Source organism: Saccharopolyspora sp. NPDC050389 (assembly GCF_040655595.1).
GTDB lineage: Bacteria > Actinomycetota > Actinomycetes > Mycobacteriales > Pseudonocardiaceae > Saccharopolyspora.
Map to the genome: position 1 here is coordinate 47,613 of NZ_JBFAKG010000047.1, position 25,213 is coordinate 72,825.

Genomic DNA, 25,213 nt, shown 5'->3' on the forward strand with positions numbered 1-25,213 from the left:
TCTGCGTCGAGTATCCCGCATCGCCAACGCGGCCGAAGATCGCTATTGACTTACAAGTTACATCTTATAAGTTATCTCGCCATGACCAGTCTTACCGGGCTTCGGGTGATCGACGCCGCCACGCTCTTCGCCGGACCGTCCGCGGCGATGCTGCTCGGCGACTTCGGCGCCGACGTGATCAAGATCGAGCACCCGCGGCGGGGCGACCCCTCGCGCGGTCACGGAGCGTCGAAGGACGGCGTCGGGCTGTGGTGGAAGACGCTCTCGCGGAACAAGCGCGCCGCCGCCCTCGACCTGTCCCAGGCCGAGGGGCAAGACGTGCTGCGGCGGCTGGTGGCGTCCTCGGACGTGCTGATCGAGAACTTCCGCCCCGGCACGCTGGAGCGCTGGAACCTGGCGCCTGCCGACCTGCTGGAGATCAACCCGCGGCTGATCGTGGCCCGGATGACGGGCTTCGGGCAGTTCGGCCCGATGGCCGCGCAGCCCGGCTTCGGCACCCTCGCCGAGGCGATGAGCGGGTTCGCCGCCAGCACCGGCGAACCCGACGGCCCGCCGGTGCTGCCGCCGTTGGCGCTGGCCGACGGCATCGCCGGGCTGGCGATGGCGTACGCGATCATGGTCGCCGTCCGGGCCCGGGAGGACAGCGGGCGCGGTCAGGTCATCGACATGGCGATCATCGAGCCCATCCTGGGGCTGCTCGGCCCGCAGATGACCGCCTACCGGGCGCTCGGCGTGATCCCGCAGCGCACCGGGAACCGTTCGAACAGCAACGCCCCGCGCAACACCTACCGCACCCGGGACGGCCGCTGGCTCGCGATCTCCACCAGCGCCCAGTCGATCGCGGAACGGGTCATGACGCTGGTGGGGCGGCCCGAACTGGCCGCCGAACCGTGGTTCGCCACCGGCGCCGGGCGGGTGGCGCACGTCGACGAACTGGACGAGGCGGTCGCGAGCTGGATCGCCGAGCGCGACGCCGACGAGGTGATGGCGGCCTTCGCCGAGGCGCAGGCCGCGATCGCGCCGATCTACGACGTGGCCGACATCGCGAAGGACCCGCAGTACGCCGCGCTGGGCACCTTCGTCGACGTGCCGGACGAGGAACTCGGCAGCGTGACCGTGCAGAACGTGCTGTTCCGGCTCTCCGATACGCCGGGCGAGGTGCGCTGGCCCGGCCCGCCGATGGGCCGGCACACCGACGAGGTGCTCACCGAATTCGGTTGCACCGCGGAAGAGATCGATGAGCTGCGCCGGGCGGGAGTCGTCGCATGACCGTCCCGATCAGCTGGCTGTACGTGCCAGGAGACCGCCCCGACCGCTTCGACAAGGCCGCGACCAGCGGCGCGGACGTGGTGATCATCGACCTCGAAGACGCCGTCGACGCCAGCCGGAAGGACCGCGCGCGGGCCGACGCCGCGGCCTACCTGTCCGAGGCCCGCGGCGGCCCGGCGGTGCACGTGCGGATCAACGACCTCGCGACCCGGCGCGGCCAGGACGACCTGGCGGCGTTCGCAGAGGCGCCGGGGCTGGCCGCGGTGCGGCTGCCGAAGATGGAGTCGCCGGCCGATCTCGACGCGCTCGACGAGGTCTTCGCCGACCGGCCGATGCCCGCGTTCGCGCTGCTGGAATCGGCGCGCGGCATGGCGAACGTGCACGCCATCGCCGCGCATCCGCGCGCCGCCGGGATCGCGCTGGGGGAGCAGGACCTCGCCGCCGAGCTGTCCGTCGGCGAGGCCGCCCTGGACCACCTGCGGCTGCAAGCGGTGGTCGCCGCGGCCGCGGCGGGCATCGGGCCGGTGCCGATGTCGGTGTTCGCCAACGTCCGCGACGAGGCGGGGCTGCTCGACTCGTGCCGGCGCGGGCGGAACCTCGGCATGTTCGGCCGAACGGCCATCCACCCGCGGCAGATCCCGTTGATCCGCGAGGCTTTCCGGCCCACCGAGGCGGAGGTGTCCCGGGCCCGTGCGGTGGTCGAGGCCGCCGACCGGGCCGAACTCGACGGCGTCGGCGCGCTCGTCCTGCCGGACGGCCGCTTCGTCGACGCGCCGATCGTCGCCAAGGCCCGCCGAGTCCTCGCGCTGGCCGCGGAAATCGCATAACACAAACCGAAACGCTCCACGATCAAAGGAGATCTCGTTGTGGGCGTAGCAATTTGGGCACTCGTCTGCTACATCGGCGTGATCGTCGTCTGGAACGCCGTGCTGAAGCGCAACATCGGCGAGGCGATGCTCATCGGATTCGCGGTGGTCTGCCTCTTCGGCGGCGGTGACGCGCTGGAGCTGGCCCGGGCCGGGCTCGACGAGGCGATGTCCGAGGAAGTGGTCTTCGCCGCGCTCGCGTTCGTCCTGATGGGCTACCTGATGACGCGGCTCGGCCTCATCGACCGCCAGGTCGCCCTGCTGAACTCGGTGTTCGGCAGGCTGCGCGGCGGCTCGGCGTACGTGTCGACCTCGACCGCCGCGCTGCTCGGCGGCCCGGCCGGGTCGGGTTCCGGCATCGCCGCCTCGGTCGGCTCGGTCACCATTCCCTGGATGATCCGCTCCAACTGGCGACCGGACCTGGCCGCCTCCCTGGTCGCCGGGAATGCGGGGCTGGGCATCTCGATCCCGCCGAGCTCGTCGATGTTCCTGCTGCTGGGCTCGGCCGCCGTGGCGCCGGTCCTCACCGCCGACCAGCTGATCGTGGCGGCCTTCGTCGGCGGCTTGTGGACGGTGCTGCACCGCTTCGTCGTGGTGTTCATCTGGGTGCGCCGCTACCAGGTTCAGGCCATGGACGCGGCGGACATCGCGCCGTTCCGCGTCGCGCTGCGCCAGGGCGCCGGGTCGCTGCTGGTCTACCTCGGCATCGCGATCCCGGTGCTGATGACGCTGGACATCGGCGCGAAGTTCCTGGAGGCGCGGCTCGGCGAGGCGGCCGACGACATCAGCATCGTGGTCTGGATCCCGGTGCTGACCATCGTCGCGACGCTGCTGGTCGGCTGGAAGCGGCTGCCGCGCACGGCGCGCGGCTGGAACGAGGTGCTCGGCGACATGGCGCCGCGCTACGCGGTCATCGGCGCGACGCTGTTCTTCGCCTTCGCCGCCGCGGGCAGCCTCGGCGAGCTCGGCCTGGTGGACCAGCTCACCGCGATCATGAACGGCATCGACGCGCCGGTGTGGGTGATCGCTTCGCTGGTCGGCGTGCTGATCGTGATCATCGCCGCGCCGCTGACCGGCAGCGCCACGATCGCCGCGATCGGCGGCGTCGCGTTCAGCGCGCTGACCAACGCCGGCGTCGCGCCTGCCGTGGCGGCGACGGTGATCCTGATCTTCGCCTCGACCGAGGGCGCCTCGCCGCCCGGCGCGGCCCCGATCTACATCGCCAGCGGCATCGCCGGCGTCGACCCGGCGCGCACGTTCGTCCGGCTGATCCTCTGGTTCGTGATCCCGACGTTGGTCATCGGCGTCCTCATCGCCACCGGCGTGCTGCCGCTGTTCGTCTAGAAAGGTGCCTCCATGCCCTCCGACACCTCGTCCGCCGGGAATCTGATCCGCCGGATCGCCATGACGCTGTTCAAGCTCGGCCTCGCGGTCTTCCTGCTGCTCGGCATCATCGTCGTCGGTGCGCAGGCCATCGGCGTGGTCACCGCGAACGCCGGACTCGTCTCCGGCGTCGTGGACGGCCTCGGAAAGGCGATGACCGTCGCCGCCGGAGTCACCGGCCTGCTCGGCTTCGCCATGTCCTACCTCTTCGAGTGGCAGAGCGCGGGGGAGGACTGAACGGGCGAGGGGATTGACTTCCAGCGTGGTCGAAGTTCGAAGCTGTGGTCGGCAGATCGACGGCTTTGGAGGGGTGTGGCATGGAGGCTTCGGTGGATCGTTCGGTGTTCGACTCCGCTTACGAGGAGAACAGCGCTCCGTGGGTGATCGGCGAGCCGCAGCCGGCCATCGTCGAGCTGGAGGCGGCCGGTGGCATCCGCGGCGCGGTGCTCGATCCCGGCTGCGGCGCGGGTGAGCACACGATCCTGCTCGCCAAGCTGGGCTACGACGTCCGCGGCGTGGACTTCTCGCGTCCGGCGATCGAGCAGGCCCGGGCCAACGCCGCCGCGCAGCACGTCACCGCCCGCTTCGACGTCGCCGATGCGCTGCAGCTGACCGGCGGACCGTACGACACCGTCGTGGACAGCGCGCTGTTCCACGTGTTCGGGCCGGAGGACCGGGCGAAGTACGTGCGCAGCCTGCACGGCGTGTGCCGGCCGGGTGCGACCGTGCATGTCCTGGCGCTGGCCGACGTCGAACCCGGCTTCGGCCCGCGCATCCCCGAGTCCGTGATCCGCGAGGCCTTCGCCGGCGAGGGCTGGCGGTTGGCGGAGGTCCGGCTGACCCGCTACCGGGGCGTCGCGCGGGACGAGCGGGCCGAGGCGCTCGGCGTCGAGGAAGGCGCGCACGTCGACGTGCCGGCCTGGCTGGCCACCGCCACCCGGCTCTGAACTCCACAGTGGACTAACTGGGGGTGTGGTCCCGGCCGGGCGCGGCTGGCACACTGGGTGGATGACCGAGGATGCTGCGTGCGCGGTGGCGCACGGCGAAGTCTCGTCGGAGTCGTCCGGTGGCCGCGTGCTGGTGGCGGTTTTCGCCTCGCCGGTGGCGGAATTCCTGCTGCGCTACGGCCGGGACCTCGGTTTCCGGACGATCCTGGTCGAACCGGACACCGAGCGGGCCGGGGCGGATGCGCTCCCGGCGGTGCCGGAGCTGGGGCCCGAGGCGGACGTCGTGGTGACCGACCACCACCGCCCGGAACTCGGCCCGCTGCTGCGGGACGTGCTGAAGCACGAAGCCCGCTGGGTGGGCATCATGGGCAACCCGCGCCACGCGGGGCCGCACGTGGCCGCACTCCGGGAGCTCGGCGTCCCGGATGCCGAGATCGAGCGCGTGCACCGGCCGATCGGCCTGAACATCGGCTCCCGCACACCGCCGGAGATCGCCATCGCGACCCTCGCGGGCCTGCTGGCCGACCGCAACGGCAAGCCCGGCGGCTTCGCCTTCTGAGCCCGCCGGGCGCCTCCGGTCGGGTGCGGTGCACGGACTCTCGCTTTTGCCGGGCCGATGTGGTTATGCTCCGATCACCCAGCGCCGGTTCATGGCCCGGCGTCGAGTGTTCCGGAGGTGGCCGGGAGGGGGCGTGGTGAGCGGTATCGCGTTTCGGGAACTGTCGCCGGTGTCCTTTTTGGAGCGTGCGGCGGCGGTGTTCGCGGATCGACCGGCGGTCGTCGACGGAACGCAGACCTACACCTACGCGCAGTTCTGGGAACGTGCCCAGCGGCTCGCGGGAATGCTTGCCGCGCAAGGTGTTCGGCCCGGCGACCGAGTCGCCGTACTGTCGCCCAACACGCACGTGCTGCTGGAGGCGCACTACGGGGTGCCGCTGGCCGGTGCGGTGCTGGTCGCGCTGAACACCCGCCTGGCAGCGCCCGAGATCGGCTACATCCTGGAGCACAGCGGCGCGCGGCTGGCCATTGTGGACTCCGAGTACCGGCGAGTGCTCGACGAATCCGGCGCGGACCTCGTGGTGATCGACTCCGACCGGTACGACGAGCTCCGCGACGCGGCGGAACCGCGCCGGGTCGAGGTCGCCGACGAGCGGTCGCTGCTGTCGATCAACTACACCAGCGGGACCACCGGCCGCCCGAAGGGCGTGATGTACCACCACCGCGGCGCCTACCTGCAGGCCTTGGCGATGGCCTACCACGCGCAGCTCGACACGGCCTCGCGCTACCTGTGGACGCTGCCGATGTTCCACACCAACGGCTGGTGCTTCCCGTGGGCGGTGACGGCGGCCGGCGCGGTGCACCACTGCCTGCGCAAGGTCGATGCCGCCGAGATCTGGCGCGCGATCCGCGCCGACGGCGTCACGCACTTCTGCGCCGCGCCGACCGTGCTGGCGATGCTGGCCGAACATCCCGAGGCCGCGCGCCCGGCGCCCCGGCCGGTGCGGGTGTTCGCCGGCGGCGCGCCGCCGTGGCCCGCGCTGCTGGAGCGGATGGCCGAGCTCGGCATCGACATCCGGCACCTCTACGGCCTGACCGAGACCTTCGGCCCGGCGGTGGTGTGCGAGTGGCAGCCGGAGTGGGACGAGCTGGCCGGCGACGAGCGGGCCAGGCTGGTCGCGCGGCAGGGCATCGCGAACGTGATCGCCGAGCCGCTGCGGGTGGTCGACCCGGAGGGCCGCGACGTGCCCGCCGACGGTCGGACGACCGGCGAGATCCTGCTGCGCGGCAACGATGTCATGCTCGGCTACTACCGCGACGAGGCGGCGACCGCCGCGGCCACCCTGGACGGCTGGTTCCGCAGCGGCGACCTCGGCGTCCGGCATCCGGACGGCTACGTCGAGCTGCGCGACCGGATCAAGGACGTGATCATCTCCGGCGGCGAGAACATCACGTCGATCGAGGTGGAGAACGCGCTCACCGCGCATCCGGACGTCTTCGAGGCGGCCGTCGTCGGCGCCCCGGATCCGAAGTGGGGCGAGGTTCCCGTCGCCTACGTGACGCTGCGCGAAGCGGCGACCGCCGCCGAGGCCGACCTGATCGACTTCGTCCGCGCCCGCATCGCGCACTTCAAGGCGCCGAAGCGGATCATCTTCGGCGACCTCCCCAAGACGTCCACCGGCAAGCTGCAGAAGAACGTCCTCCGCGATCGGGCCAGGACGGGGCGGCCGTGACGCGGCATCGGCCCGGCCCTGGGGTGACCACGCGGATCGCCAAGATGAAGGAGCTCGACGCCGAGGGGTTCGAGGAACTGCTGCGCCCCGCCTTCCGCGAGGAGGAGTGGATCCTCATCGCCACCGGAGCAGCCCTGGGCTTCGTAGTCGGCGAAGCCCAGGTCCTAGTCCTGGAACAGCTCGCCTCCTGAGGATGGCTCGCCGGCCAGGGCCTCCAGGACGGCCTGGCCGTACTTGGCGAGCTTCTGCTCGCCGACTCCGCTGATCCCCGCCAGTTCGTCCAGAGTGGACGGTTGGGCCGCCGCGATCTGGCGGAGCGTCGAGTCGTGGAAGATGATGAACGGCGCCTTGTTCTCCTCGCGGGCGGTGGCCGCGCGCCAGGCCCGGAGCTGCTGGAAGACCGGCTCCGCCTCCGGTGGCATGTCCTGCGCGGCCTGCTTGGACGTCTTGGACTTGGCGGTCGACGCGGCGGCGCGCTTGGGTTCGGTGCGAAGCAGCACCTGCCGCGGGTCTTCGCGGCGCAGGACCTCGCTGCTGGACTCGGTGAGCACCAGCGTGCCGTAGTCGCCTTCCACGGAGAGCAGGCGCTGGGCCAGCAGCTGGCGGATCACGCCGCGCCACTCGTTGTCGCTCAGGTCGACGCCGATGCCGAACACGCTCAGCGAGTCGTGCCGGAACTGCTCGACCTTCGTGGTCTTCTTGCCGCGCAGGATGTCGATGATCTGGCCCGCGCCGAACTTCTGGTTGCGCTCGCGATCCAACCGCACCACGGTCGACAGCAACTTCTGCGCGGCGACCGTGCCGTCCCACGATTCCGGCGGCGCCAGGCAGGTGTCGCAGTTCTGGCAGGCGTTCGGGGCGTCCTGGCCGAAGTAGGCGAGCAGCTGCGTGCGGCGGCACTCGACGGTCTCGCACAGCGCCAGCATCGCGTCCAGGTGCCGGGACAGCGTGCGGCGGTGCGCGTCGTCGCCCTCGGAGAGCTCGATCAGCTTGCGCTGCTGCACCACGTCCTGCAGGCCGTAGGCCATCCAGGCCGTGGACGGCTGCCCGTCGCGGCCCGCGCGGCCGGTCTCCTGGTAGTAGCCCTCGACCGACTTGGGCAGGTCGAGGTGCGCGACGAAGCGCACGTCGGGCTTGTCGATGCCCATGCCGAAGGCGATGGTGGCGACCATGACCAGGCCGTCCTCGCGCAGGAACCGGGCCTGGTGCGTGGCGCGGACGTCCTTGTCCAGGCCGGCGTGGTAGGGCAGCGCGTCGATCCCGTTGGCCACCAGGAACTCCGCGGTCCGCTCCACCTCGGCGCGGGAGAGCCGGTAGACGATGCCCGCCTCGCCGGCGTGCTCGGTGCGCAGCAGCTGCAGCAGCTGCTTCTTCGGATCGTTCTTCGGCGCGATCCGGTACTGGATGTTCGGGCGGTCGAAGTCGGCGACGAAGTGCCGGGCCGCGGTCAGCTCCAGGCGGGTGGCGATCTCGCGGCGGGTCGCCTGGGTGGCGGTGGCGGTCAGCGCGATGCGCGGCACCGCGGGCCAGCGCTCGTGCAGCACCGAAAGCGCCAGGTAGTCGGGGCGGAAGTCGTGGCCCCACTGCGCCACGCAGTGCGCCTCGTCGATGGCGAACACCGAGACGTCGCCGCGGTCGAGCAGGTCCAGCGTCGAATCCAGCCGCAGCCGCTCCGGAGCCAGGTAGAGCAGGTCGAGCTCGCCGGAGGCGAACGCGGCCTCGGTCTGGCGACGCTGCTCGTAGTTCTGCGTCGAGTTGAGGAAGCCCGCCCGCACGCCGAGCTCGTTGAGCGCGTCCACCTGGTCCTGCATCAGGGCGATCAGCGGCGAGACGACGACGCCCACACCGGGCCGCACCAGCGACGGGATCTGATAGCACAGCGACTTGCCACCACCGGTGGGCATCAGCACGAGCGCATCGCCACCGCCGATCACGTGGTCGACGATCTCCTGCTGAGAGCCGCGGAAGGAGTCGTAGCCGAACACGCGCTGCAGAACTTGCTGGGCGTCGGACACCTCAAGACCGGGGGAAGCCACGGCGCGCATCTTAGATCCTGTCTCCGACTCGTTTTGCGTGGCGGTGCGGGTGGCGGAATCTCAGGCGTCTTCTCGCTGTGGGATCCCCGACATCATGAATGCCAATTCACCACGTCGGGGCTGTCCTCGCGAGAAGCCCCCTGAGAACCCGCGGCGGTGCCGGTTGCGGGGGTGGGCTAAGCGGCTGCGCCGCTTCAAAGACAAAGCCGAGCCAGTTCTAGCAGCACCCACGACCGAGCCCGGGCCCCTGCGTTCCGACATGCGGCGGTGTGTCGGCCTGGCTGTGATGTGCGTCCCGTCGGGTCGGCCGGGCCTTCGGCGGGAACAACTCGCAGGGCAGAATCGTTCGTGGAAATAGTTGAATCTCGTACTAAATGATCGGGATCTGGCCAGCGAGGGAGTTCACATGCAGTTCGGGATCTTCACGGTCGGTGACGTCACCACCGACCCGACCAACGGCCGCACGCCCTCCGAGGCCGAGCGGATCAAGGCCATGGTGCGGATCGCGCTCAAGGCGGAGGAGATCGGACTCGACGTCTTCGCCACCGGCGAGCACCACAACCCGCCGTTCGTGCCGTCCTCGCCGACGACCATGCTCGGCTACGTCGCGGCCCGGACCGAGCGGCTGATCCTGTCCACCTCGACCACGCTGATCACCACGAACGACCCGGTGAAGATCGCCGAGGACTTCGCGATGCTGCAGCACCTGGCCGACGGCCGCGTCGACCTGATGATGGGCCGCGGCAACACCGGGCCGGTGTACCCGTGGTTCGGCCAGGACATCCGCCAGGGCATCCCGCTGGCCATCGAGAACTACCACCTGCTGCACCGGCTGTGGCGGGAGGACGTGGTCGACTGGGAGGGCAAGTTCCGCACGCCGCTGCAGTCGTTCACCTCGACCCCGCGACCGCTGGACGACGTGCCGCCGTTCGTCTGGCACGGCTCCATCCGCAGCCCGGAGATCGCCGAGCAGGCCGCCTACTACGGCGACGGCTTCTTCCACAACCACATCTTCTGGCCCAAGGAGCACACCCAGCGGATGGTCGACCTGTACCGGCGGCGGTTCGAGCACTACGGGCACGGCGCGGCGGACCAGGCGATCGTCGGCCTCGGCGGCCAGGTGTTCATGCGCAAGAACTCCCAGGACGCGGTCCGCGAGTTCCGGCCGTACTTCGACCACGCGCCGGTGTACGGCGGCGGCCCGTCGCTGGAGGAGTTCACCGAGCAGACGCCGCTGACGGTCGGCAGCCCGCAGGAGGTCATCGACCGGACGCTGGGCTTCCGCGAGTACATCGGCGACTACCAGCGCCAGCTGTTCCTGATGGACCACGCCGGGCTGCCGCTGAAGACCGTCCTGGAGCAGCTCGACCTGCTCGGCGAGGAGGTCGTCCCGGTGCTGCGCAAGGAATTCGAGCGGAAGCGGCCGGCGCACGTGCCGGACGCCCCGACGCACGCGTCGCTGCTGGCGGCGAAGGAAGCGAAGAAGGCGGAGGTGGCGAAGTGAGCGAGCGGAACCTGGTCGTGATCTCGGCGGGCCTGAGCCAGCCGTCGTCCACCCGGCTGCTGGCCGACCAGCTCGCCGCGGCGACCGGCCGCGCGTTGGCGGAGTCGCCGAGCGTCGAGGTCGTCGAGCTGCGCGACCACGCCAAGGACGTGGCGAACAACCTGGTGACCGGCTTTCCCGGCGCGGAGCTGCGGAAGGTGCTCGACCGGGTGGCCGCGGCCGACGGCCTGATCGCGGTGACGCCGATCTTCCAGGCGTCTTACAGCGGGCTGTTCAAGTCGTTCTTCGACGTGGTGGAAACCGATTCGCTGGCCGGCAAGCCGGTGCTGATCGGTGCCACCGGCGGATCGCCGCGCCACTCGCTGGCGCTGGAACACGCGATCCGCCCGATGTTCAGCTACTTGCGGGCGGTGGTGGTGCCGACCGCGGTGTACGCGGCGTCGGAGGATTGGGGTTCGGCGGGCGACGGAGCGGCGCTGGCCGACCGCGTCGACCGCGCGGCGGGCGAGTTCGCGGCCCTCGTCGACCACCGCCCGGCACCCGCCCGCGCCGACGCGTTCGAAGAACCGGTCCCCTTCGAACAACTCCTGTCCCAGAACCGGAACTGATCAGCCGGAGAGGTCGTCGGACCGGCCCGCGGCGAGCCGGGACCACTGCGCCGTGGGCCGACCGTCGGTCCGGAACTGCTCGCCGGCGGTGGCGTAGGGCTGCGGCCAGCCCTCCGGCGAGTCCTCCCAGGTCTCCTGCCTGCCGTAGGTGGTGAGATCGAGCAGGTGGTAGCTGGTGGCACCGGCTTCGACGCCGCGGCTGGTCGTCCAGTAAGTCTCGAACACCCGGTCACCGTCGCGCAGGTAGCAGAGATAGCCGCCGAAATCGCGCCCGGAGAGCAACGCGTCTCCCGAGTCCCGCGCCGAGTACCAGGGCATCTCCCAGCCCATGAAGTCCCGGTACCGGGCGCTTTCGGCGTACGGGCCCTGGCAGAACGTCGCGTAGGTGACGTCGCGGCTGTGCAGGTAGGACAGTTCTCGTGCGTGCCCGGTGAAGAACGTGCAGCCCTCGCACTGCTCGGCGGCGGGCTTGCCGTCGTGCCACATGTGCAGGTAGGCGATCAGTTGCCGGCGTCCCTCGAACACGTCGATCAGGGGCACCGTGCCCTGCGCCCCGACCAGCGGGACCTGCGCGTCAACCTCGACCATCGGCAGCCGCCGCCGGGCGGCCGCGATCGCGTCACCCTCGCGGGTGTGCGCCTTCTCCCGCACCACCAGCCGGTCGATCTCAGCCTGCCAGGTGGCCCGGTCGACGATCTGGGGCAACGGGTGCGTGCTGTTGGCTTCCATTGGTTCACCATCCCTCTGCGGGCGCATCGGCGCCTTCGCAAGGTATGACCGGCCGGACGGCCGAAACTCATCGCGCAACGATGGGGGCGAGATGGCCGTCGACGGTGCGTTTCCGCTTGCGCCGCCGGATAGCGTGGCGGGTATGAGCGAGCGGATTCCGCGGGACGATCCGGCCGGGCTGGCCGATGCCATCGCGCGGCTGCGCGGCGGGGGCGTCGAGCTGGTCGAGATGTCCTTTGTGGACAATGCCGGGATCGTGCGGGTGAAATCGGTTCCGCTGGACCGGTTGTCCGCCGCTGCGCGGTTCGGCGTCGGGGCCTCGCCGTGCTTCGAGACGTTCACCTTCGACGATGTGATGGTGCCGGGTCGCTACCTCGGCGGGCCGGACGGCGACCTGCGGCTGGTGCCCGACCTGGACCGGTTGGTGCGCCTGGCGGCGTTGCCGGGCTGGGCGTGGGCGCCCGCCGACAAGTTCGGCCAGGACGGGCAGCGATTCGTCGCCTGCCAGCGGGCGTTCGCCGCTCGCCAGGCTCAGGCCGCGGCCGACGCGGGGCTGACCGTTCTCACCGCCTTCGAACACGAATGGGCATTGAGCGAGCCCGGTGCCGACGAGTTCGTCCCGGCTTTCACCGGCCCGGCCTACGGCCAGGTGCGCCTGGAGGCGACGGCGGATTACGCGCTCGAACTCGTCGCCGCGCTGCGCGAGCAGGGGCTCGAAGTACAGCAGTTCCATCCCGAATACGCGCTCGGGCAGGTCGAATTGTCGGTGGCCGCGAAGGATCCGCTCGGCGCGGCCGACGACGCACTGCTGGTGCGGCACACCGTGCGCGCGGTCTCGCGCCGCCACGGCTGGCGCGCCAGCTTCGCGCCCTGCCTGGTGCCCGGTGGTGCGGGCTCCGGCGGGCACCTGCACCTGTCCGTGCACGGCTCGGACGGCAACCTGTTCGCGGACGGCCCGGGCCGGTACGGGCTGCGGCCTCCCGGCGAGGCGTTCCTGGCCGGAGTGCTGCGGGAACTTCCCGCGCTGCAAGCGATCGGCGGCGGCAACCCGGCGAGCTTCCTGCGGCTGGAGCCGTCCCGCTGGGCCGGGGTGTGGCAGGTGTGGGGCCGGGAGGCGCGGGAGGCCGCGATGCGGCTGATCACCGGCACGACCGGCACCGAGCAGTGGGCCGCCAACGCCGAGGTGAAGTGCTTCGACGCCACCGCGAACCCGTACCTGGCGGTCGGCGCGGTGCTGGCGGCGGGCCTCGCGGGCGTGCGCGAGGAGCTGCGGCTGCCCGCGGAGATCACCGGCGACCCGGCGGCGCTGACCGACGACGAGCGCGCGGCGGCGGGAATCCGCCGACTGCCCACGAACGCGGCCGAGGCGGCTGATGCTCTGGAGACGTCTGAAGTGCTGGCCGACGCCCTGGGCAAGGAACTGCACGACGCGATGCTCACGGTTCGCCGAGCCGAAGCGCAGCGATGCGCCGACACCACGCCCGAGCAGCTCGCCGCCCGCACCCGCTGGTGCTGGTGACGAGCGCTGTGTGCGTTCTGTGTGAGAGCTGCGAGCGCGCCGCGGCAGCCTCGGCTGCATGAAGATCGTCAACTCTCATCAGGCAGAAGCCTGGAACGGCTACGAAGGCACTCACTGGGCGGAGAACCAGGAGCGGTACGAAGCGATGGTCGGCGGGCGCGGCGGCCGCAACGACGTCGAGTTGTTCGATGCGGCGGGCATCGCGAGCGATCACCGCGTGCTCGACATCGGGTGCGGCAACGGGCAGACGACCAGAACCGCCGCGCGCAAGGCGGCCGACGGGAACGTCCTCGGCGTCGACCTGTCCGGGCCGATGCTCGAACGCGCCCGGCGCACCGCCGCCGACGAAGGCATCGGCAACGTGACCTTCGAACAGGGCGATGCGCAGGTTCACGACTTTCCCGCCGCCCGGTTCGACGTGGCCATCAGCCGCGGCGGGATCATGTACTTCGCCGATCCGGTGGCCGCGTTCGCCAACATCGGCGCGGCGCTGAAGCCCGCCGGGCGGCTCGCCTTCGGGTGCGGCCGGGACGCCTCCGACACCGACTTCGACGCGGTGTGGGCGGCGATCGCCACGCACGTCGCCCTGCCCGATCCGGCCGAGGACACCGCGCCGGGACCGGCCACGTTCACCGATCCCGCGCGCATCCGCGAGGTCCTGACCGAAGCCGGTTTCGCGGACGTCGCCCTGCGGCAGGTCGAGTCCGAGATGGTGCTGGGCGAGGACGCGGCCGACGCCGCCGAGTTCGTCTTCGGCTGGGGCCCGATGCGGTTCTGGCTCGCCGACGCCGACGACGAAGCCATCGGCCGGGCGCGCGAGGAGGCCACGGCCGCGCTGCGGACGCTGGAGCGCTCCGGCTCCGTGGTGGCGACGACGCATGGTTGGTTGGTCACGGCCACCTGGCGCGGGTAGCACCTGGCCAGTGGTGTCGCCGGCGATCTCATGTGGAGGGTCCTCGGCCACGTCGCCCGGTGCGGCGCGCAAGTATGCTCGCTGTGCCGGGCGAGCAGGGGAGGCGGCGATGGCTGAGGTGACCAATCCACCTGCCCGCAACACGCGTCCCCGCAACCGCCGGGCGCTGATCACCGCCGCCGCCGCGGACCTGTTCTACCGGCTCGGCTACGCGCGGGTGGGCATGAGCGACATCGCCGAGGCGGTCGGTGTCGGGTCGTCGGCGCTGTACCGGCACTTCGCGGGCAAGCAGCAACTGCTGACCAGGGTCGTGCTCGACGAGCTCCACCCGTTCAACGCGATCGCCGCGCAGGTGGCCGACCGGGACCTGGACGACGTGGTCGCGCAGCTCGCCGCAGCAGCGCTGGAGCACCGCCAGCTCGGCGTGCTCTGGCAGCGCGAAGCCCGGCACCTGCCGGCGGAGCAGCGCGACGTGCTGCGCGAGGAGCTGCGCGGTGTCGCCAGCGGGCTCGCCGAGGTGGCGCGCGCCTTCCGGCCCGAGCTGACCGGCGAGGACGCCCGGTTCCGCGCCTGGTGCATGTTCAGCGTCCTGACCAGCCCGTCCTACCACCAGGTGGATCTGTCGCGGCGCCATTTCGAGCAGCTGCTGCGGGCCATGGTGGTCGTCATCGGGACCCAGCCGCCGCAGCGGTTCGCCGACCGCCACGAGCCCGACGCCGACCAGCGGTCCGCGCTGTTCGCCGGGCGCGCCTCCCGGCGGCGGCTGCTGCTGGCCGCGGCGATGCGGCTGTTCTCCGACGCCGGCTACACCGAGGTGACCACCGAGGACGTCGGCGCGGCGGCCGGCATCGCCGGGCCCAGCCTGTACAACTACTTCGCCAGCAAGCAGGAACTGCTCGGCGCCGTGATCACCCGCGGCAACGCGTGGCTGGAGGTCGAGCTCGAACGGACCCTGGCCAGCACGCCGGCCGCCGATGACGCGCTGCGCGAGCTGCTGCGCTCCTACATCGGCTTCGCCGTCGACCACGGCCGGTTCATCGACATCCTGGTCAGCGAGGTCAACCACCTGCCGGATGCGGAACGGCACCGGGCGCGGCAGACCCAGCACGCCTACGTGGCCGAGTGGGTCGGGCTGCTGTGCGAGGCGCGGCCGGGGCTCGACCCGGTGCGCGCCCGGATCCTGGTGCAGGCGGCGTTGACGGTCGCAAACGACATGGCGCGCACCGGCGCGGTGCGCGACGTCGACGTGCTGTTGCGGATCGGGTCGGCGCTGATGCTGGACACGCCGGTCGAGGCCGTGTGATCGGCCACAAGCAGATCGCGACTGACTACTACTAGATATTCACTTAAGCGTCATCCCCGCAGGAGAATGGTCGAATGCCTGGCCTGGGGGAACTAGGGGCAGCTCACTTCGAAATTGACTTCGATCGCCGCGCCGCATTAGGCTCCGTGATGACCAGGTCTGCCAGCACGCGCGCCGCGCCCGGCATTAGAGTGACGAACCGGCTCCACGCGCCGAGGCGCTCACCAGCTCCGGGCCTGGAACGCCGCGGGTGCGCGGCAGACACTGGAGCCGAGCAGGTAACGAGGACAGGTTGGTTGCATGAGCAGCGCGACGGAGCCGGTCGGTCAGCCGCCGGTGGACGTGCCGGACATCCACACGACCGCCGGCAAGCTGGCGGATCTGTACCGGCGGAATGACGAGGCGGTGCACGCCGGCTCGGCGCGCGCGGTGGCCAAGCAGCACGCGAAGGGCAAGAACACCGCCCGCGAGCGCATCGACATGCTGCTGGACCCGGGTTCGTTCGTGGAGCTCGACGAGCACGCGCGGCACCGCTCCACGAACTTCGGCATGGACGCGAACCGCCCCTACGGCGACGGCGTGGTGACCGGCTACGGCACCGTCGACGGCCGCAAGGTGTGCGTGTTCTCCCAGGACTTCACCGTCTTCGGCGGGTCGCTGGGCGAGGTGTTCGGCGAGAAGATCGTCAAGGTCATGGACCTGGCGCTGAAGACCGGCTGCCCGCTGATCGGCATCAACGACTCCGGCGGCGCGCGCATCCAGGAAGGCGTCGCGGCGCTGGGCCTGTACGCCGAGATCTTCAAGCGCAACACCCACGCCTCCGGCGTGATCCCGCAGATCTCGCTGATCATGGGCCCGTGCGCGGGCGGCGCGGTGTACTCGCCGGCGATCACCGACTTCACCGTGATGGTCGACCAGACCTCGCACATGTTCATCACCGGCCCGGACGTCATCAAGACGGTCACCGGCGAGGACGTGACCTTCGAGGAGCTCGGCGGCGCGCGCACCCACAACTCGCGCTCCGGCAACGCGCACTACCTGGCCACCGACGAGGCGGACGCCATCGCCTACGTCAAGGAGCTGCTGTCGTTCCTGCCCAGCAACAACCTGGCCGAGGCGCCGGTCTTCGACGGTCCCGACACCGGCGCCGGCTCGATCGCCGAGGCGATCACCGACGCCGACCGCGAGCTGGACACGCTGGTCCCGGACTCGCCGAACCAGCCCTACGACATGCTCGAGGTCATCTCCCGCGTCGTCGACGACGAGGAGTTCCTGGAGGTCGGGGCGCTGTTCGCGCCGAACATCATCACCGGCTACGGTCGCATCGAGGGCCACCCGGTGGGCGTGGTCGCAAACCAGCCCACCCAGTTCGCCGGCACCCTGGACATCGACGCCAGCGAGAAGGCCGCGCGGTTCGTTCGAACCTGCGACGCCTTCAACATCCCGGTGCTGACCTTCGTCGACGTGCCGGGCTTCCTGCCGGGCACCGACCAGGAGTGGAACGGCATCATCCGGCGCGGCGCGAAGCTGCTGTACGCCTACGCCGAGGCCACCGTCCCGCTGGTCACCGTGATCACCCGCAAGGCCTACGGCGGCGCCTACGACGTGATGGGCTCCAAGCACCTGGGCGCGGATGTCAACCTGGCGTGGCCGACCGCGCAGATCGCGGTCATGGGCGCGCAGGGCGCGGTGAACATCCTCTACCGGCGGCAGCTCGCCGAAGCGACCGAGAACGGCGAAGACGTCGAGGCCACGCGGGCGCAGCTGCAGCAGGAGTACGAGGACACCCTCTGCAACCCGTACGCGGCCGCCGAACGCGGCTACGTCGACTCGGTGATCCCGCCGTCCTACACCCGCGGGTACGTGGCGCGGTCGCTGCGGATGCTGCGCGACAAGCGCGCCAGCCTGCCCGCGAAGAAGCACGGCAACATCCCGCTGTGACGTCGTCCCACCCGCGAGGAGGTGCCCGATGAGCCAGGACGCGACGCCGGAGGAGCGTCCGGTGCTGCGCATCGTGCGCGGCAATCCCGACGACGCCGAGATCGCCGCCCTGACCGCGGCGCTCAGCGGCGTGGCCGCCGCGAACGCCGCGGCCGCCGCGCCGCAGCAGCGACCGATGTCGTTGTGGGGCGACCCGGCCGCCGCGCTTCGCCACCCGGCGGGCCGCCGGCCGCTGCGCCCCGGCCCGCACGCCTGGCGCGCGTCGGCCCTCCCGGGCTGATGTCGTTGCCCGCCAACAAGATTTTCGCCAGCCGTCCGGCGTCGCGCCGGGAAATGAGGAGTTGACCACTGTGGACGTGACGCCGATCAGCAAGGTCCTGATCGCCAACCGCGGTGAGATCGCGGTGCGGGTGATCCGCGCCTGCAAGGACGAGGGCATCGCCTCCGTCGCCGTTTACGCCGAGCCCGACGCCGACGCGGTGTTCGTGCGGCTGGCCGACGAGGCCTTCGCGCTGGGCGGTTCGACGCCCGGCGAGTCGTACCTGAACATCGACAAGATCATCGACGTCGCCAAGCGCGCCGAGGCCGACGCGGTGCACCCCGGTTACGGCTTCCTGTCCGAGAACGCCGAGTTCGCCCAGGCGGTGCTCGACGCGGGCCTGATCTGGATCGGGCCGTCGCCGCAGGCGATCCGGGACCTCGGCGACAAGGTCACCGCCCGGCACATCGCGACCCGCGCGGGCGCGCCGCTGGTGCCGGGGACGAAGGACCCGGTCAACGGTGCCGACGAGGTCGTCGCCTTCGCCGAGGAGCACGGGCTGCCGGTGGCCATCAAGGCCGCGTTCGGCGGCGGCGGCCGGGGCCTGAAGGTCGCCCGGACGATGGAGGAGATCCCCGAGCTGTACGCCTCGGCGGTGCGCGAGGCCGAGACGGCGTTCGGCCGCGGCGAGTGCTTCGTGGAGCGCTACCTGGACCGGCCGCGGCATGTCGAGGCGCAGGTCCTCGCCGACCAGCACCGCAACGTGGTGGTCGTGGGCACCCGCGACTGCTCGCTGCAGCGGCGGCACCAGAAGCTCGTCGAGGAGGCCCCGGCGCCGTTCCTCAGCGACGACCAGCACCGCACCATCCACGAGGCGGCGCGCGCCATCTGCGCCGAGGCCGGCTACTACGGCGCGGGCACGGTGGAGTTCCTGGTGGGCCTGGACGGGACGATCTCGTTCCTGGAGGTCAACACCCGCCTGCAGGTGGAGCACCCGGTGTCGGAGGAGACCACGGGCCTGGACCTGGTGCGCGAGCAGTTCCGCATCGCCGCCGGTGAGAAGCTGCGGATCACGGCCGACCCCGAGCCGCGCGGCCACTCGATCGAGTTCCGGATCAACGGCGAGGACGCGGGCCGCAACTTCCTGCCCGCGCCGGGCACCGTGACCCGCTTCGTCGCGCCGCACGGCCCTGGTGTCCGGGTGGACGCCGGCGTCGAGACGGGCAGCGTGATCGGCGGCCAGTTCGACTCGCTGCTGGCGAAGGTGATCGTCACCGGCGCGGACCGGCAGCAGGCGCTGGAGCGCTCGCGGCGGGTGCTGGACGAGATGGTCGTGGAGGGCATGGCCACGGTGCTGCCGTTCCACCGCGAGATCGTCCGCGACCCGGCGTTCGTCGGAGCCGACGGATTCACGGTGCACACCCGGTGGATCGAGACGGAGTTCGACAACAACATCGAGCCGTTCACCGGCGGCGTCGAGGCGGAGGAGCCGGAACCGCGGCAGACGATCACCGTCGAGGTCGGCGGCCGCCGCCTGGAGGTCTCGCTGCCTGCGGAGCTGGCGGTCTCGTCGGCGGCCCCGGCGGCGAAGGCGAAGCCGCGCAAGCGCTCCACGGGCAAGGCGGGGGCGGCGGTGTCCGGCGACGCGGTGACCGCGCCGATGCAGGGCACGATCGTGAAGATCGCGGTGGCCGACGGCCAGGAGGTCGCGGCGGGCGACCTGATCGCGGTGCTGGAAGCGATGAAGATGGAGAACCCGGTGACGGCCCACAAGGCGGGCACGGTGACGGGCCTGTCGGCGCAGCCGGGCGACTCGGTGTCCCAGGGCACCACGCTCTGCGAACTGAAGGACTGATCCAGCTTTCCGGGTGAGGGGCACCCGTGACCGAGTTGCTTCGGTCACGGGTGCCCCTCACTTGTTTGCGGGGAAAACTCCATGACGACCAGCCCGCTGATCGAGTATCAATTTCGCATGACGACCGTGACCCAGCTCGCCGACGAGATGCTCGCCCTGCTGCACCAGGAGAATCCCTTGGTGGCTACGTCGCTCGGCATCCGCGGGCATGACCACGAGTTGCCCGATCTCAGCGAGCGGGCCGATCTCGCGCGCAAGGCCAGCGCCGAGCACATCGCCCAGCGTGCGGCCGACCTCGATGGACTCGGGGAGCAGGAGAACGTGACGCGGGCTGTTGTGGTGCAGCAGGCGATGGCGCTGGTGGCAAGAGTGGACGCCAAGCTGATCGAGCACACGCTCGCGTTCCAGCTGACCGCGCCCGCCGGAGCGCTGCTGCACGGGCTTCCGCAGCTGCGGCCCGCGGGAGACGATGGGGAACGCGCCTATCTGACCAGGTTGGCCGCGATTCCCAGCTATCTCGCGGACGCCGCGGAGCGTCACCGCGCTGGTATGGCGGCTGGTCGGCTTCCGCTGGCGTACTTGGGTCGCGCCGCCGTCGCGAGTCTCGACCGGTACCTCGCCGACCCGGAGCACGATCCTCTTCGCGGACCGGCGCTGAGCGGCTCCCGCGTCGCCGAGCGCGACAGCCTCCTGGAAGGCGTGGTCCATCCGGCGTTCGCGCGCTATCGCGACATGATCGGCACCGAGGTCGTGCCACGCGGAAGGCCGGAGGAGAAGCCGGGCCTGTGCTGGTTGCCGGATGGCGCGGAGGTGTACGCGGCGCTGTCCCGGGTGCACACGACCACCGAACGCACGCCGGACGACCTGCACCAGACAGGCTTGGACCTCATCGAGGAGCTCGCTGAGGAGTACGTCGAGATCGGTTCGCGGGTCTTCGGCGCCGCAACCGCCGGCGAGGTGCAGGACAGGCTCCGCACGGGCCCGGCGTTGCGGTGGCGGAGCCCGGAGGAGTTGCTGACCGTCGCTCGGGAGACGGTTGAGCGCGCCGAACGGGCGGCACAGGGCTGGTTCCGGCGGGTTCCGGCTGGGCGTTGCGCTGTGGAGCCCGTTCCTGACAACGAGGCACCCAACGTGTCGGCCTACTACAACCGGCCCGCGCTGGACGGTTCCCGTCCGGGGACGTACTTCGCCAACACCTACCGGGCCGAGGAACGTGAGCGGTTCACCGCGGAGGCGGTGGCGTTCCACGAGGCGGTGCCGGGGCACCACTTCCAGTTGGCGCTCGCGCAGGAGATCGACGGGCTGCCGATGCTGCGGAGCCTCGCGGATATCAACGTCTACGTCGAGGGGTGGGCGCTGTACGCCGAGCGGCTGGCCGACGAGATGGGGCTGTACTCCGGCGACCTCGCGAGGTTGGGCATGCTCGCGGAGGATTCCATGCGGGCTGCCAGACTGGTCGTCGACACGGGGTTGCACGCACGAGGCTGGAGCCGTCAGAAGGCGATCGACTTCCTGCTCTCGCACACCCTTCTGTCCGAAGTGGACGTCCAAGTCGAGATCGATCGCTACGTCGAGTTGCCCGGCCAAGCGCTGTCGTACATGGTGGGACGTCTGGAGATCCAGCGCCTGCGAGCCGCGGCCGAGTGCGAACTCGGCGCCGGTTTCGACCTCAAAGCATTCCACGACCTCGTCCTCACCAATGGCCCGTTGCCGATGACCGTGCTGGCCGATGTCGTCGAGAACTGGATCAACGCCGCGCGCTGACCAACGGCCGGGAGGCCGCGGCGGCCACGAAGCACCGGCCGCGGCCTCAAACCGTTATCGTCAGCAGATCACCTCTCCGCGGGGATCGTCGGCAGCGTGATCTGCGACGGGTGCTGTGCGGAGTTGTGGATGGTCAGCGGCGACAGCGCCGCTGGTAGGTCGCGCAGCGTCGGCAAGAGGTGCGGGACGTCGAAGGCCTGCACGGCGATCCGCAGCCGGTGGCCGGGCGGGATCACCGCACCCGTGGGGAAGACCTCCACGTCGATCGGCGCGATTTCCCCAGGCTGCAACAGGTTCTGCGTTTCCTTGGTGAACGGGTGGTACGGCTGGATCAGCTGCCCGTCGAGGTAGCGCGAGCGCGATTCGTCCAGCGCCCGGTGCGACAGCACCTGCCAGCCGCCGGTGAGCCGGTTGACCTCGCCGGTCGGCGACACCGACGACACCGATACCGACAGCATGCCGTTGCCGGTCGGCGTCGAGGTGTGCAGCCGCGCGTTGATCGGGCCACGCATCCGCAGCGGTTCCGCCACCGGCTCGGTCTCGAAAACCGCGCCGGACAAGTCGTTCCACCGGTTGTCCTCGCAAAGCCGCGCGATCCCAGCGGTGTTGGGCAGCCCGGCCGTCCACTGGTTGGTCGAGCGGGTGCACAACCCGGAGACCGGGATCGGGGCGACGGTGCTCTGCCCCTGTTCGGCGCCGTCGGCGACCAGTTTCCCCGGCACGCCGGGGAAAGAGCTGCCGGAAAGCTGGAATGTGGTGGCGCGCTGCTCGTCGATCCAGCCCTGCGCGTGGTGCCACTCGCCGGAGTTGATCTCGTGCCAGGTCAGCGGCGGGATGTCGGAATCCAGCGCCGGGTCGGGCAGGCCTCGCACCTGGTGGTCGAACCAGCGCAGTTGGAGTTCCTGCAGCGTGCCGTAGCCGGCTTCGTCGATCCCGGCGCCGGTGCTGCCCTGCAGGTGGTCCCACGGCCCGAAGATCATCTTCACCGGGACGCCGCGTTCGCGGAGCCGGTCGAACACCATCGGCGTGCCGCGCTGGAAAAGGTCGTACTCGCCGCCGACGAGGAAGGTGGGCACGTCGATGCGGTCGAGCACGTTGATCGGCGAACGTTCGGCGTAGAACGGCCCGTCGAAGGCCGAGTCCAGCCCCAGCGTCGCGGAAAGCAGCATCGGCGCGGTGAACCCGGTGACGCCCTGCACCCGCGAGAGGTACATCTGCAGCGCGTTGTCCGGTTCGCCCGCGCCGTAGGCGGGTGGGATCAGCCCGGTTCCGGTGACCAGGCCTAGCCACAGCGGGATGAACCCGACGTCGAGCGCACCACCGGAGGCGACGACATCCCGGTAGGTGTCGGCGGCGGGGACCTGCGGGAAGATCGCCTTGAGCCCGGCGGGCCGGTTGGCGGCGGCGAAGAGCTGGCTGATGCCCATGTAGGAAGCGCCGTGCATGCCCACCGAACCGTTGCTCCACGGCCGGTCGGGAGAGGCGGCCCAGTCGACGATCTCGCCGGCGTCGGTGTTCTCCCGAGCGCTGAACGCGGCCCAGGAACCGCCGGAGCCGCCGGTGCCGCGCGCGTCGACGGTGACCTGCACGTACCCGCGTTGGACGAAGTAGCCCGCATTGCCGAGTTCGGCGGACGCAGGCCCGTCGAGCACGGTCTTGTTGTAGGCGGTGATGGTCAGCAGCACGGGGAATCGGCCGTCGACCGGCTGGCCGTAGGAGTCGGCCGGGCGCTGGATGTCGGCGCGCAGGATTACGCCGTCGGACATCGGGATCGCGACATCGGTTTCGGTGGCTGTGGCGGGATATTCCTCGCCACGAGCCACCCAACCTGCCTGAGCGGAACTGGTTTCGGCGGTGGTCAACCCGGCGAGAACGGTCGCCAGGGCGAGAAGCAGGGCCAGCGAACAGCGGCGCATGATGACCTCCCGGGGAGTTCGGGAGATCAACGATCAGACCACCGCCGGGTTACGCGAGCTGGTGGCATCGAGCTACTTCGTTTCGTGGCTTGCGCGGACGGTGATGCAGGTTCGGTCGTGCTTGCGCCAGTCTCGTGGTGGTCGTTTTCCTGATCGTCTTCGAAGGGGATGCGTGGGATCGCCGGACGGGGCGCGCAATAGCGCGCAGGCCGGGTTCGTCGAGGTCGCCCGGTAGCTGCGCGAGCCTCACGAAGACGAGCGGCAGTTCCAGCAGGCCCAACTGCTGGTTCGCAAGCCCCAGGAGCCCTGAACGCCCGCTAGGCCGTCATCGGCGAGTGTCCTCTCAAGCTTCGACGAGGCACTCACGCACCCACTCCCGCAACCGACTTGGCCACAATGGACGGTGAGTTGGTTCGGAGAAGCAGGCGTGCTCGTGGGTGCAGCCGGTGCCGTAGGGGCGACCGCAGGAGCCGAGTTCGACGCGGCGTTCGTCGAAGTGTTCCTGAAACTCCTGCCATTCCTCGGCGTTGATGATGCGGTATTCGTCCTCCGGGCGTTGTTCCCTGCGGCGGTCGAGAAACTGCTGGTAGTGGGTGATGACGTTGTCGTCTGGATGTTGAGGTGGCCGAGAAGTGCGGTGCCGATGTGGATCGGCAGGCCGTTGTTGATCAGCTCGGTCGCGAACAAGCGTCTTGTGTCCGCAGTCGCCGTGTTCAGATGGGTGCGTGTGGCGATTGAGCTGCCTCGATGTGCGCCGCACGGATATGCGACGCGAAGGAGTGCGCGTGTTGTTGTCCGCCTCGATGACGTGGCATGGATAACTCGATCATGGCTGTTCTGAAACGTCGGTGGTGGATGCGGCGGGCTGCTTGATCTGCTCGCGGAGGATGTCGCCGTGGCCGGCGTGACGCGCGAAGTCCTCCATGATGAGCAGGTAGATGAACCGCAGGTTGACGTCGCCGAGGTCGGGGTGTGTTGTGGTGTCGTCGAGGTCGAAGTCGGCGGCGATCACGCGCGAGCGCTCGCTGGCGCGCTCGAATTCGGCGATCACGTCGGCCAGGGTCTCGTTGTCGTCGACGATGAAACTGGCGTCGCGCGGCGTCGTGCCGCCATCACATTCGCTCTTGGGCAGGCCCGCCAGGACGTGCTGGAACCAGATCCGTTCGGCGACTGCGGCGTGCTTGAGCAATCCGATCGGGGTGGTCGGCGACGCAACGAGGCGGCGGCGGGCCTCTGCTTCGGACAGACCGCGCACCGTGTTGATCAACTCGGCCCGGTTGCGGTCGAGCATGCTCTCGAGCAAACGGCGTTCAGCGCCGGTGGTGATTCGCGGTATCGACCATGTCATTGTCGGCTCGATTCTGTTCGTGGGGATGGATCTGCCTGTTGTACTTGTGGTTTCGGTTGTCGGCGCCCCGTTTCAGCAGGGGCCGATGGCCGCGTTGCGCCGTGGGAGGCGTGTGATCGACGTTCTGGCGTCCTCGTCAGCCGCCTGACGTAGGCGGGTGATTTCCTCGTGCTGGGCGGCCAGGCGCGCGATGGCTTGTGCGCGGAAGTCGGTGAGTTCGTCGATCGTGCCGGTGGCCTCGGCGAGCCGCTCGCTGTGTGCGCGATTGTCGGCTTTGAGTCGCAAGATCTGCGCGTCGCGGGGATCCGGGATGTTGCCGGTCTGTTGCACCGCGCGCAGGCGTTGCTCGAATTCTATCCCAAGGTGGGCGTAGGGTCGAGCGCCGTGGAAGGCGGTGCGATCGACACCGGCTTCGGCGGCAAGGGCCTTGACATCGCAGCGCCCGCCGGATCGGATCTCGCCCGCGCAAGAGTCGGTCGATGGCGGCGCGGATCCGATTCTCGTTCTGGAGACGTTGGGCGGCAGTGATTCTCACGTGTCGGCCTCGTTGTCTGTCTTGGTCTGTGCGGCGTGCTCGGCCCAGACGGGCCGGTGGCAGGGATGCTGGGTGGCTTGCGGGCAGCGCGCGGAGTCACACATCCCGAGTTGGGCGAGGCGGACAGCCTCACCAAGCTCGGTGAAGCCCTGAACGCAGGTGGCGTCCGGGAGGAGCCCGCAAAGCCTGGCAGTCCGCACTCGCCGTACTCGAGCGGCTCGGCCACACGGACGCCGACATCGTCCACGATCACCTCAACGCGCTCGACACCACAGATCCGGACTGGG

22 protein-coding genes and 1 pseudogene are annotated in these 25,213 nt (G+C 70.4%); 18 read left to right on the forward strand and 5 right to left on the reverse strand.

Going from position 1 to position 25,213, the window contains the following annotated elements; genetic code table 11:
* Window positions 1-81 precede the first annotated feature (81 nt).
* From AB0I53_RS28040 to AB0I53_RS28075, 8 genes and pseudogenes are all read left to right on the forward strand, one after another.
* Entirely contained in the window at window positions 82-1,269 is a 1,188-nt protein-coding gene (locus AB0I53_RS28040; protein ID WP_358609100.1) for a CoA transferase, read from the forward strand.
* Window positions 1,266-2,096, forward strand: a complete 831-nt coding sequence (locus AB0I53_RS28045) for a CoA ester lyase (RefSeq protein WP_358609103.1) — start codon at window positions 1,266-1,268, stop codon at window positions 2,094-2,096. Before AB0I53_RS28040 ends, AB0I53_RS28045 begins: the two co-directional genes overlap by 4 nt.
* 39 nt (window positions 2,097-2,135) lie before the next feature.
* A complete protein-coding gene (locus tag AB0I53_RS28050) occupies window positions 2,136-3,479 on the forward strand; it encodes a TRAP transporter large permease subunit (protein ID WP_358609106.1) in 1,344 nt (447 codons plus the stop codon).
* Window positions 3,480-3,491: 12 nt separating this feature from the next.
* Entirely contained in the window at window positions 3,492-3,755 is a 264-nt protein-coding gene (locus AB0I53_RS28055) for a hypothetical protein (RefSeq protein WP_358609109.1), read from the forward strand.
* Window positions 3,756-3,847: 92 nt separating this feature from the next.
* Window positions 3,848-4,465 (forward strand): class I SAM-dependent methyltransferase, encoded by a 618-nt coding sequence (locus tag AB0I53_RS28060; protein WP_358609112.1) that lies wholly within the window; start codon window positions 3,848-3,850, stop codon window positions 4,463-4,465.
* A 61-nt stretch (window positions 4,466-4,526) separates the two neighbouring features.
* Window positions 4,527-5,024, forward strand: a complete 498-nt coding sequence (locus AB0I53_RS28065) for an XdhC family protein (RefSeq protein ID WP_358609115.1) — start codon at window positions 4,527-4,529, stop codon at window positions 5,022-5,024.
* Between the two features lie 136 nt (window positions 5,025-5,160).
* Window positions 5,161-6,696: an acyl--CoA ligase family protein gene (locus AB0I53_RS28070; RefSeq protein ID WP_358609118.1), complete on the forward strand. Its 1,536-nt coding sequence runs from the start codon at window positions 5,161-5,163 to the stop codon at window positions 6,694-6,696.
* Between the two features lie 35 nt (window positions 6,697-6,731).
* Window positions 6,732-6,887 (forward strand): annotated as a pseudogene (locus tag AB0I53_RS28075) (DUF445 domain-containing protein); the annotation flags it as partial.
* Here the strand turns inward: AB0I53_RS28075 and recQ are convergent.
* Window positions 6,861-8,741 (reverse strand): DNA helicase RecQ, encoded by a 1,881-nt coding sequence (gene recQ, locus AB0I53_RS28080; protein ID WP_358609121.1) that lies wholly within the window; start codon window positions 8,739-8,741, stop codon window positions 6,861-6,863. The pseudogene AB0I53_RS28075 and the gene recQ overlap by 27 nt on opposite strands.
* A 397-nt stretch (window positions 8,742-9,138) precedes the next feature.
* Here recQ and AB0I53_RS28085 point away from each other — a divergent pair, with 397 nt between their 5' ends.
* Both AB0I53_RS28085 and AB0I53_RS28090 read left to right on the forward strand, forming a co-directional pair.
* The gene (locus tag AB0I53_RS28085; RefSeq protein ID WP_358609124.1) at window positions 9,139-10,236 is read left to right on the forward strand and encodes an LLM class flavin-dependent oxidoreductase; all 1,098 of its coding nucleotides are present in this window, start codon (window positions 9,139-9,141) and stop codon (window positions 10,234-10,236) included.
* Window positions 10,233-10,844 (forward strand): FMN reductase, encoded by a 612-nt coding sequence (locus tag AB0I53_RS28090; RefSeq protein ID WP_358609128.1) that lies wholly within the window; start codon window positions 10,233-10,235, stop codon window positions 10,842-10,844. Before AB0I53_RS28085 ends, AB0I53_RS28090 begins: the two co-directional genes overlap by 4 nt.
* Here AB0I53_RS28090 and AB0I53_RS28095 read toward each other — a convergent pair whose 3' ends face one another.
* A complete protein-coding gene (locus AB0I53_RS28095) occupies window positions 10,845-11,573 on the reverse strand; it encodes a DUF899 family protein (RefSeq protein WP_358609131.1) in 729 nt (242 codons plus the stop codon).
* Between the two features lie 142 nt (window positions 11,574-11,715).
* On the opposite strand from AB0I53_RS28095, the gene AB0I53_RS28100 reads away from it, so the two are divergent.
* From AB0I53_RS28100 to AB0I53_RS28130, 7 genes are all read left to right on the forward strand, one after another.
* Complete coding sequence (locus AB0I53_RS28100) at window positions 11,716-13,092, forward strand: glutamine synthetase family protein (protein ID WP_358609134.1); 1,377 nt, start codon at window positions 11,716-11,718, stop codon at window positions 13,090-13,092.
* A 58-nt stretch (window positions 13,093-13,150) separates the two neighbouring features.
* Window positions 13,151-14,005 (forward strand): methyltransferase domain-containing protein, encoded by an 855-nt coding sequence (locus AB0I53_RS28105; protein ID WP_358609137.1) that lies wholly within the window; start codon window positions 13,151-13,153, stop codon window positions 14,003-14,005.
* Window positions 14,006-14,114: 109 nt separating this feature from the next.
* Window positions 14,115-15,308 carry a TetR/AcrR family transcriptional regulator gene (locus AB0I53_RS28110; RefSeq protein WP_358609140.1) on the forward strand — a complete coding sequence of 398 codons (1,194 nt, stop codon included), beginning with the start codon at window positions 14,115-14,117 and terminating at the stop codon, window positions 15,306-15,308.
* A 300-nt stretch (window positions 15,309-15,608) separates the two neighbouring features.
* The gene (locus AB0I53_RS28115; RefSeq protein WP_358609143.1) at window positions 15,609-17,249 is read left to right on the forward strand and encodes an acyl-CoA carboxylase subunit beta; all 1,641 of its coding nucleotides are present in this window, start codon (window positions 15,609-15,611) and stop codon (window positions 17,247-17,249) included.
* A 28-nt stretch (window positions 17,250-17,277) separates the two neighbouring features.
* Complete coding sequence (locus tag AB0I53_RS28120; protein ID WP_358609146.1) at window positions 17,278-17,529, forward strand: acyl-CoA carboxylase subunit epsilon; 252 nt, start codon at window positions 17,278-17,280, stop codon at window positions 17,527-17,529.
* 70 nt (window positions 17,530-17,599) lie between these two features.
* A complete protein-coding gene (locus tag AB0I53_RS28125) occupies window positions 17,600-19,363 on the forward strand; it encodes an acetyl/propionyl/methylcrotonyl-CoA carboxylase subunit alpha (protein WP_358609188.1) in 1,764 nt (587 codons plus the stop codon).
* Window positions 19,364-19,480: 117 nt separating this feature from the next.
* Window positions 19,481-21,127: a DUF885 domain-containing protein gene (locus AB0I53_RS28130; RefSeq protein WP_358609149.1), complete on the forward strand. Its 1,647-nt coding sequence runs from the start codon at window positions 19,481-19,483 to the stop codon at window positions 21,125-21,127.
* A gap of 68 nt (window positions 21,128-21,195) precedes the next feature.
* On the opposite strand, the gene AB0I53_RS28135 is transcribed toward AB0I53_RS28130, so the two are convergent.
* The gene (locus AB0I53_RS28135; protein ID WP_358609152.1) at window positions 21,196-23,043 is read right to left on the reverse strand and encodes a CocE/NonD family hydrolase; all 1,848 of its coding nucleotides are present in this window, start codon (window positions 23,041-23,043) and stop codon (window positions 21,196-21,198) included.
* A 427-nt stretch (window positions 23,044-23,470) separates the two neighbouring features.
* On the opposite strand from AB0I53_RS28135, the gene AB0I53_RS28140 reads away from it, so the two are divergent.
* Entirely contained in the window at window positions 23,471-23,884 is a 414-nt protein-coding gene (locus AB0I53_RS28140) for a hypothetical protein (protein WP_358609155.1), read from the forward strand.
* On the opposite strand, the gene AB0I53_RS28145 is transcribed toward AB0I53_RS28140, so the two are convergent.
* On the reverse strand, window positions 23,870-24,334 hold the full coding sequence (locus AB0I53_RS28145; RefSeq protein WP_358609158.1) for a DinB family protein: 465 nt from the start codon (window positions 24,332-24,334) through the stop codon (window positions 23,870-23,872). The genes AB0I53_RS28140 and AB0I53_RS28145 overlap by 15 nt on opposite strands.
* A gap of 129 nt (window positions 24,335-24,463) precedes the next feature.
* Complete coding sequence (locus AB0I53_RS28150) at window positions 24,464-24,721, reverse strand: hypothetical protein (RefSeq protein ID WP_358609161.1); 258 nt, start codon at window positions 24,719-24,721, stop codon at window positions 24,464-24,466.
* Window positions 24,722-25,213 lie beyond the last annotated feature (492 nt).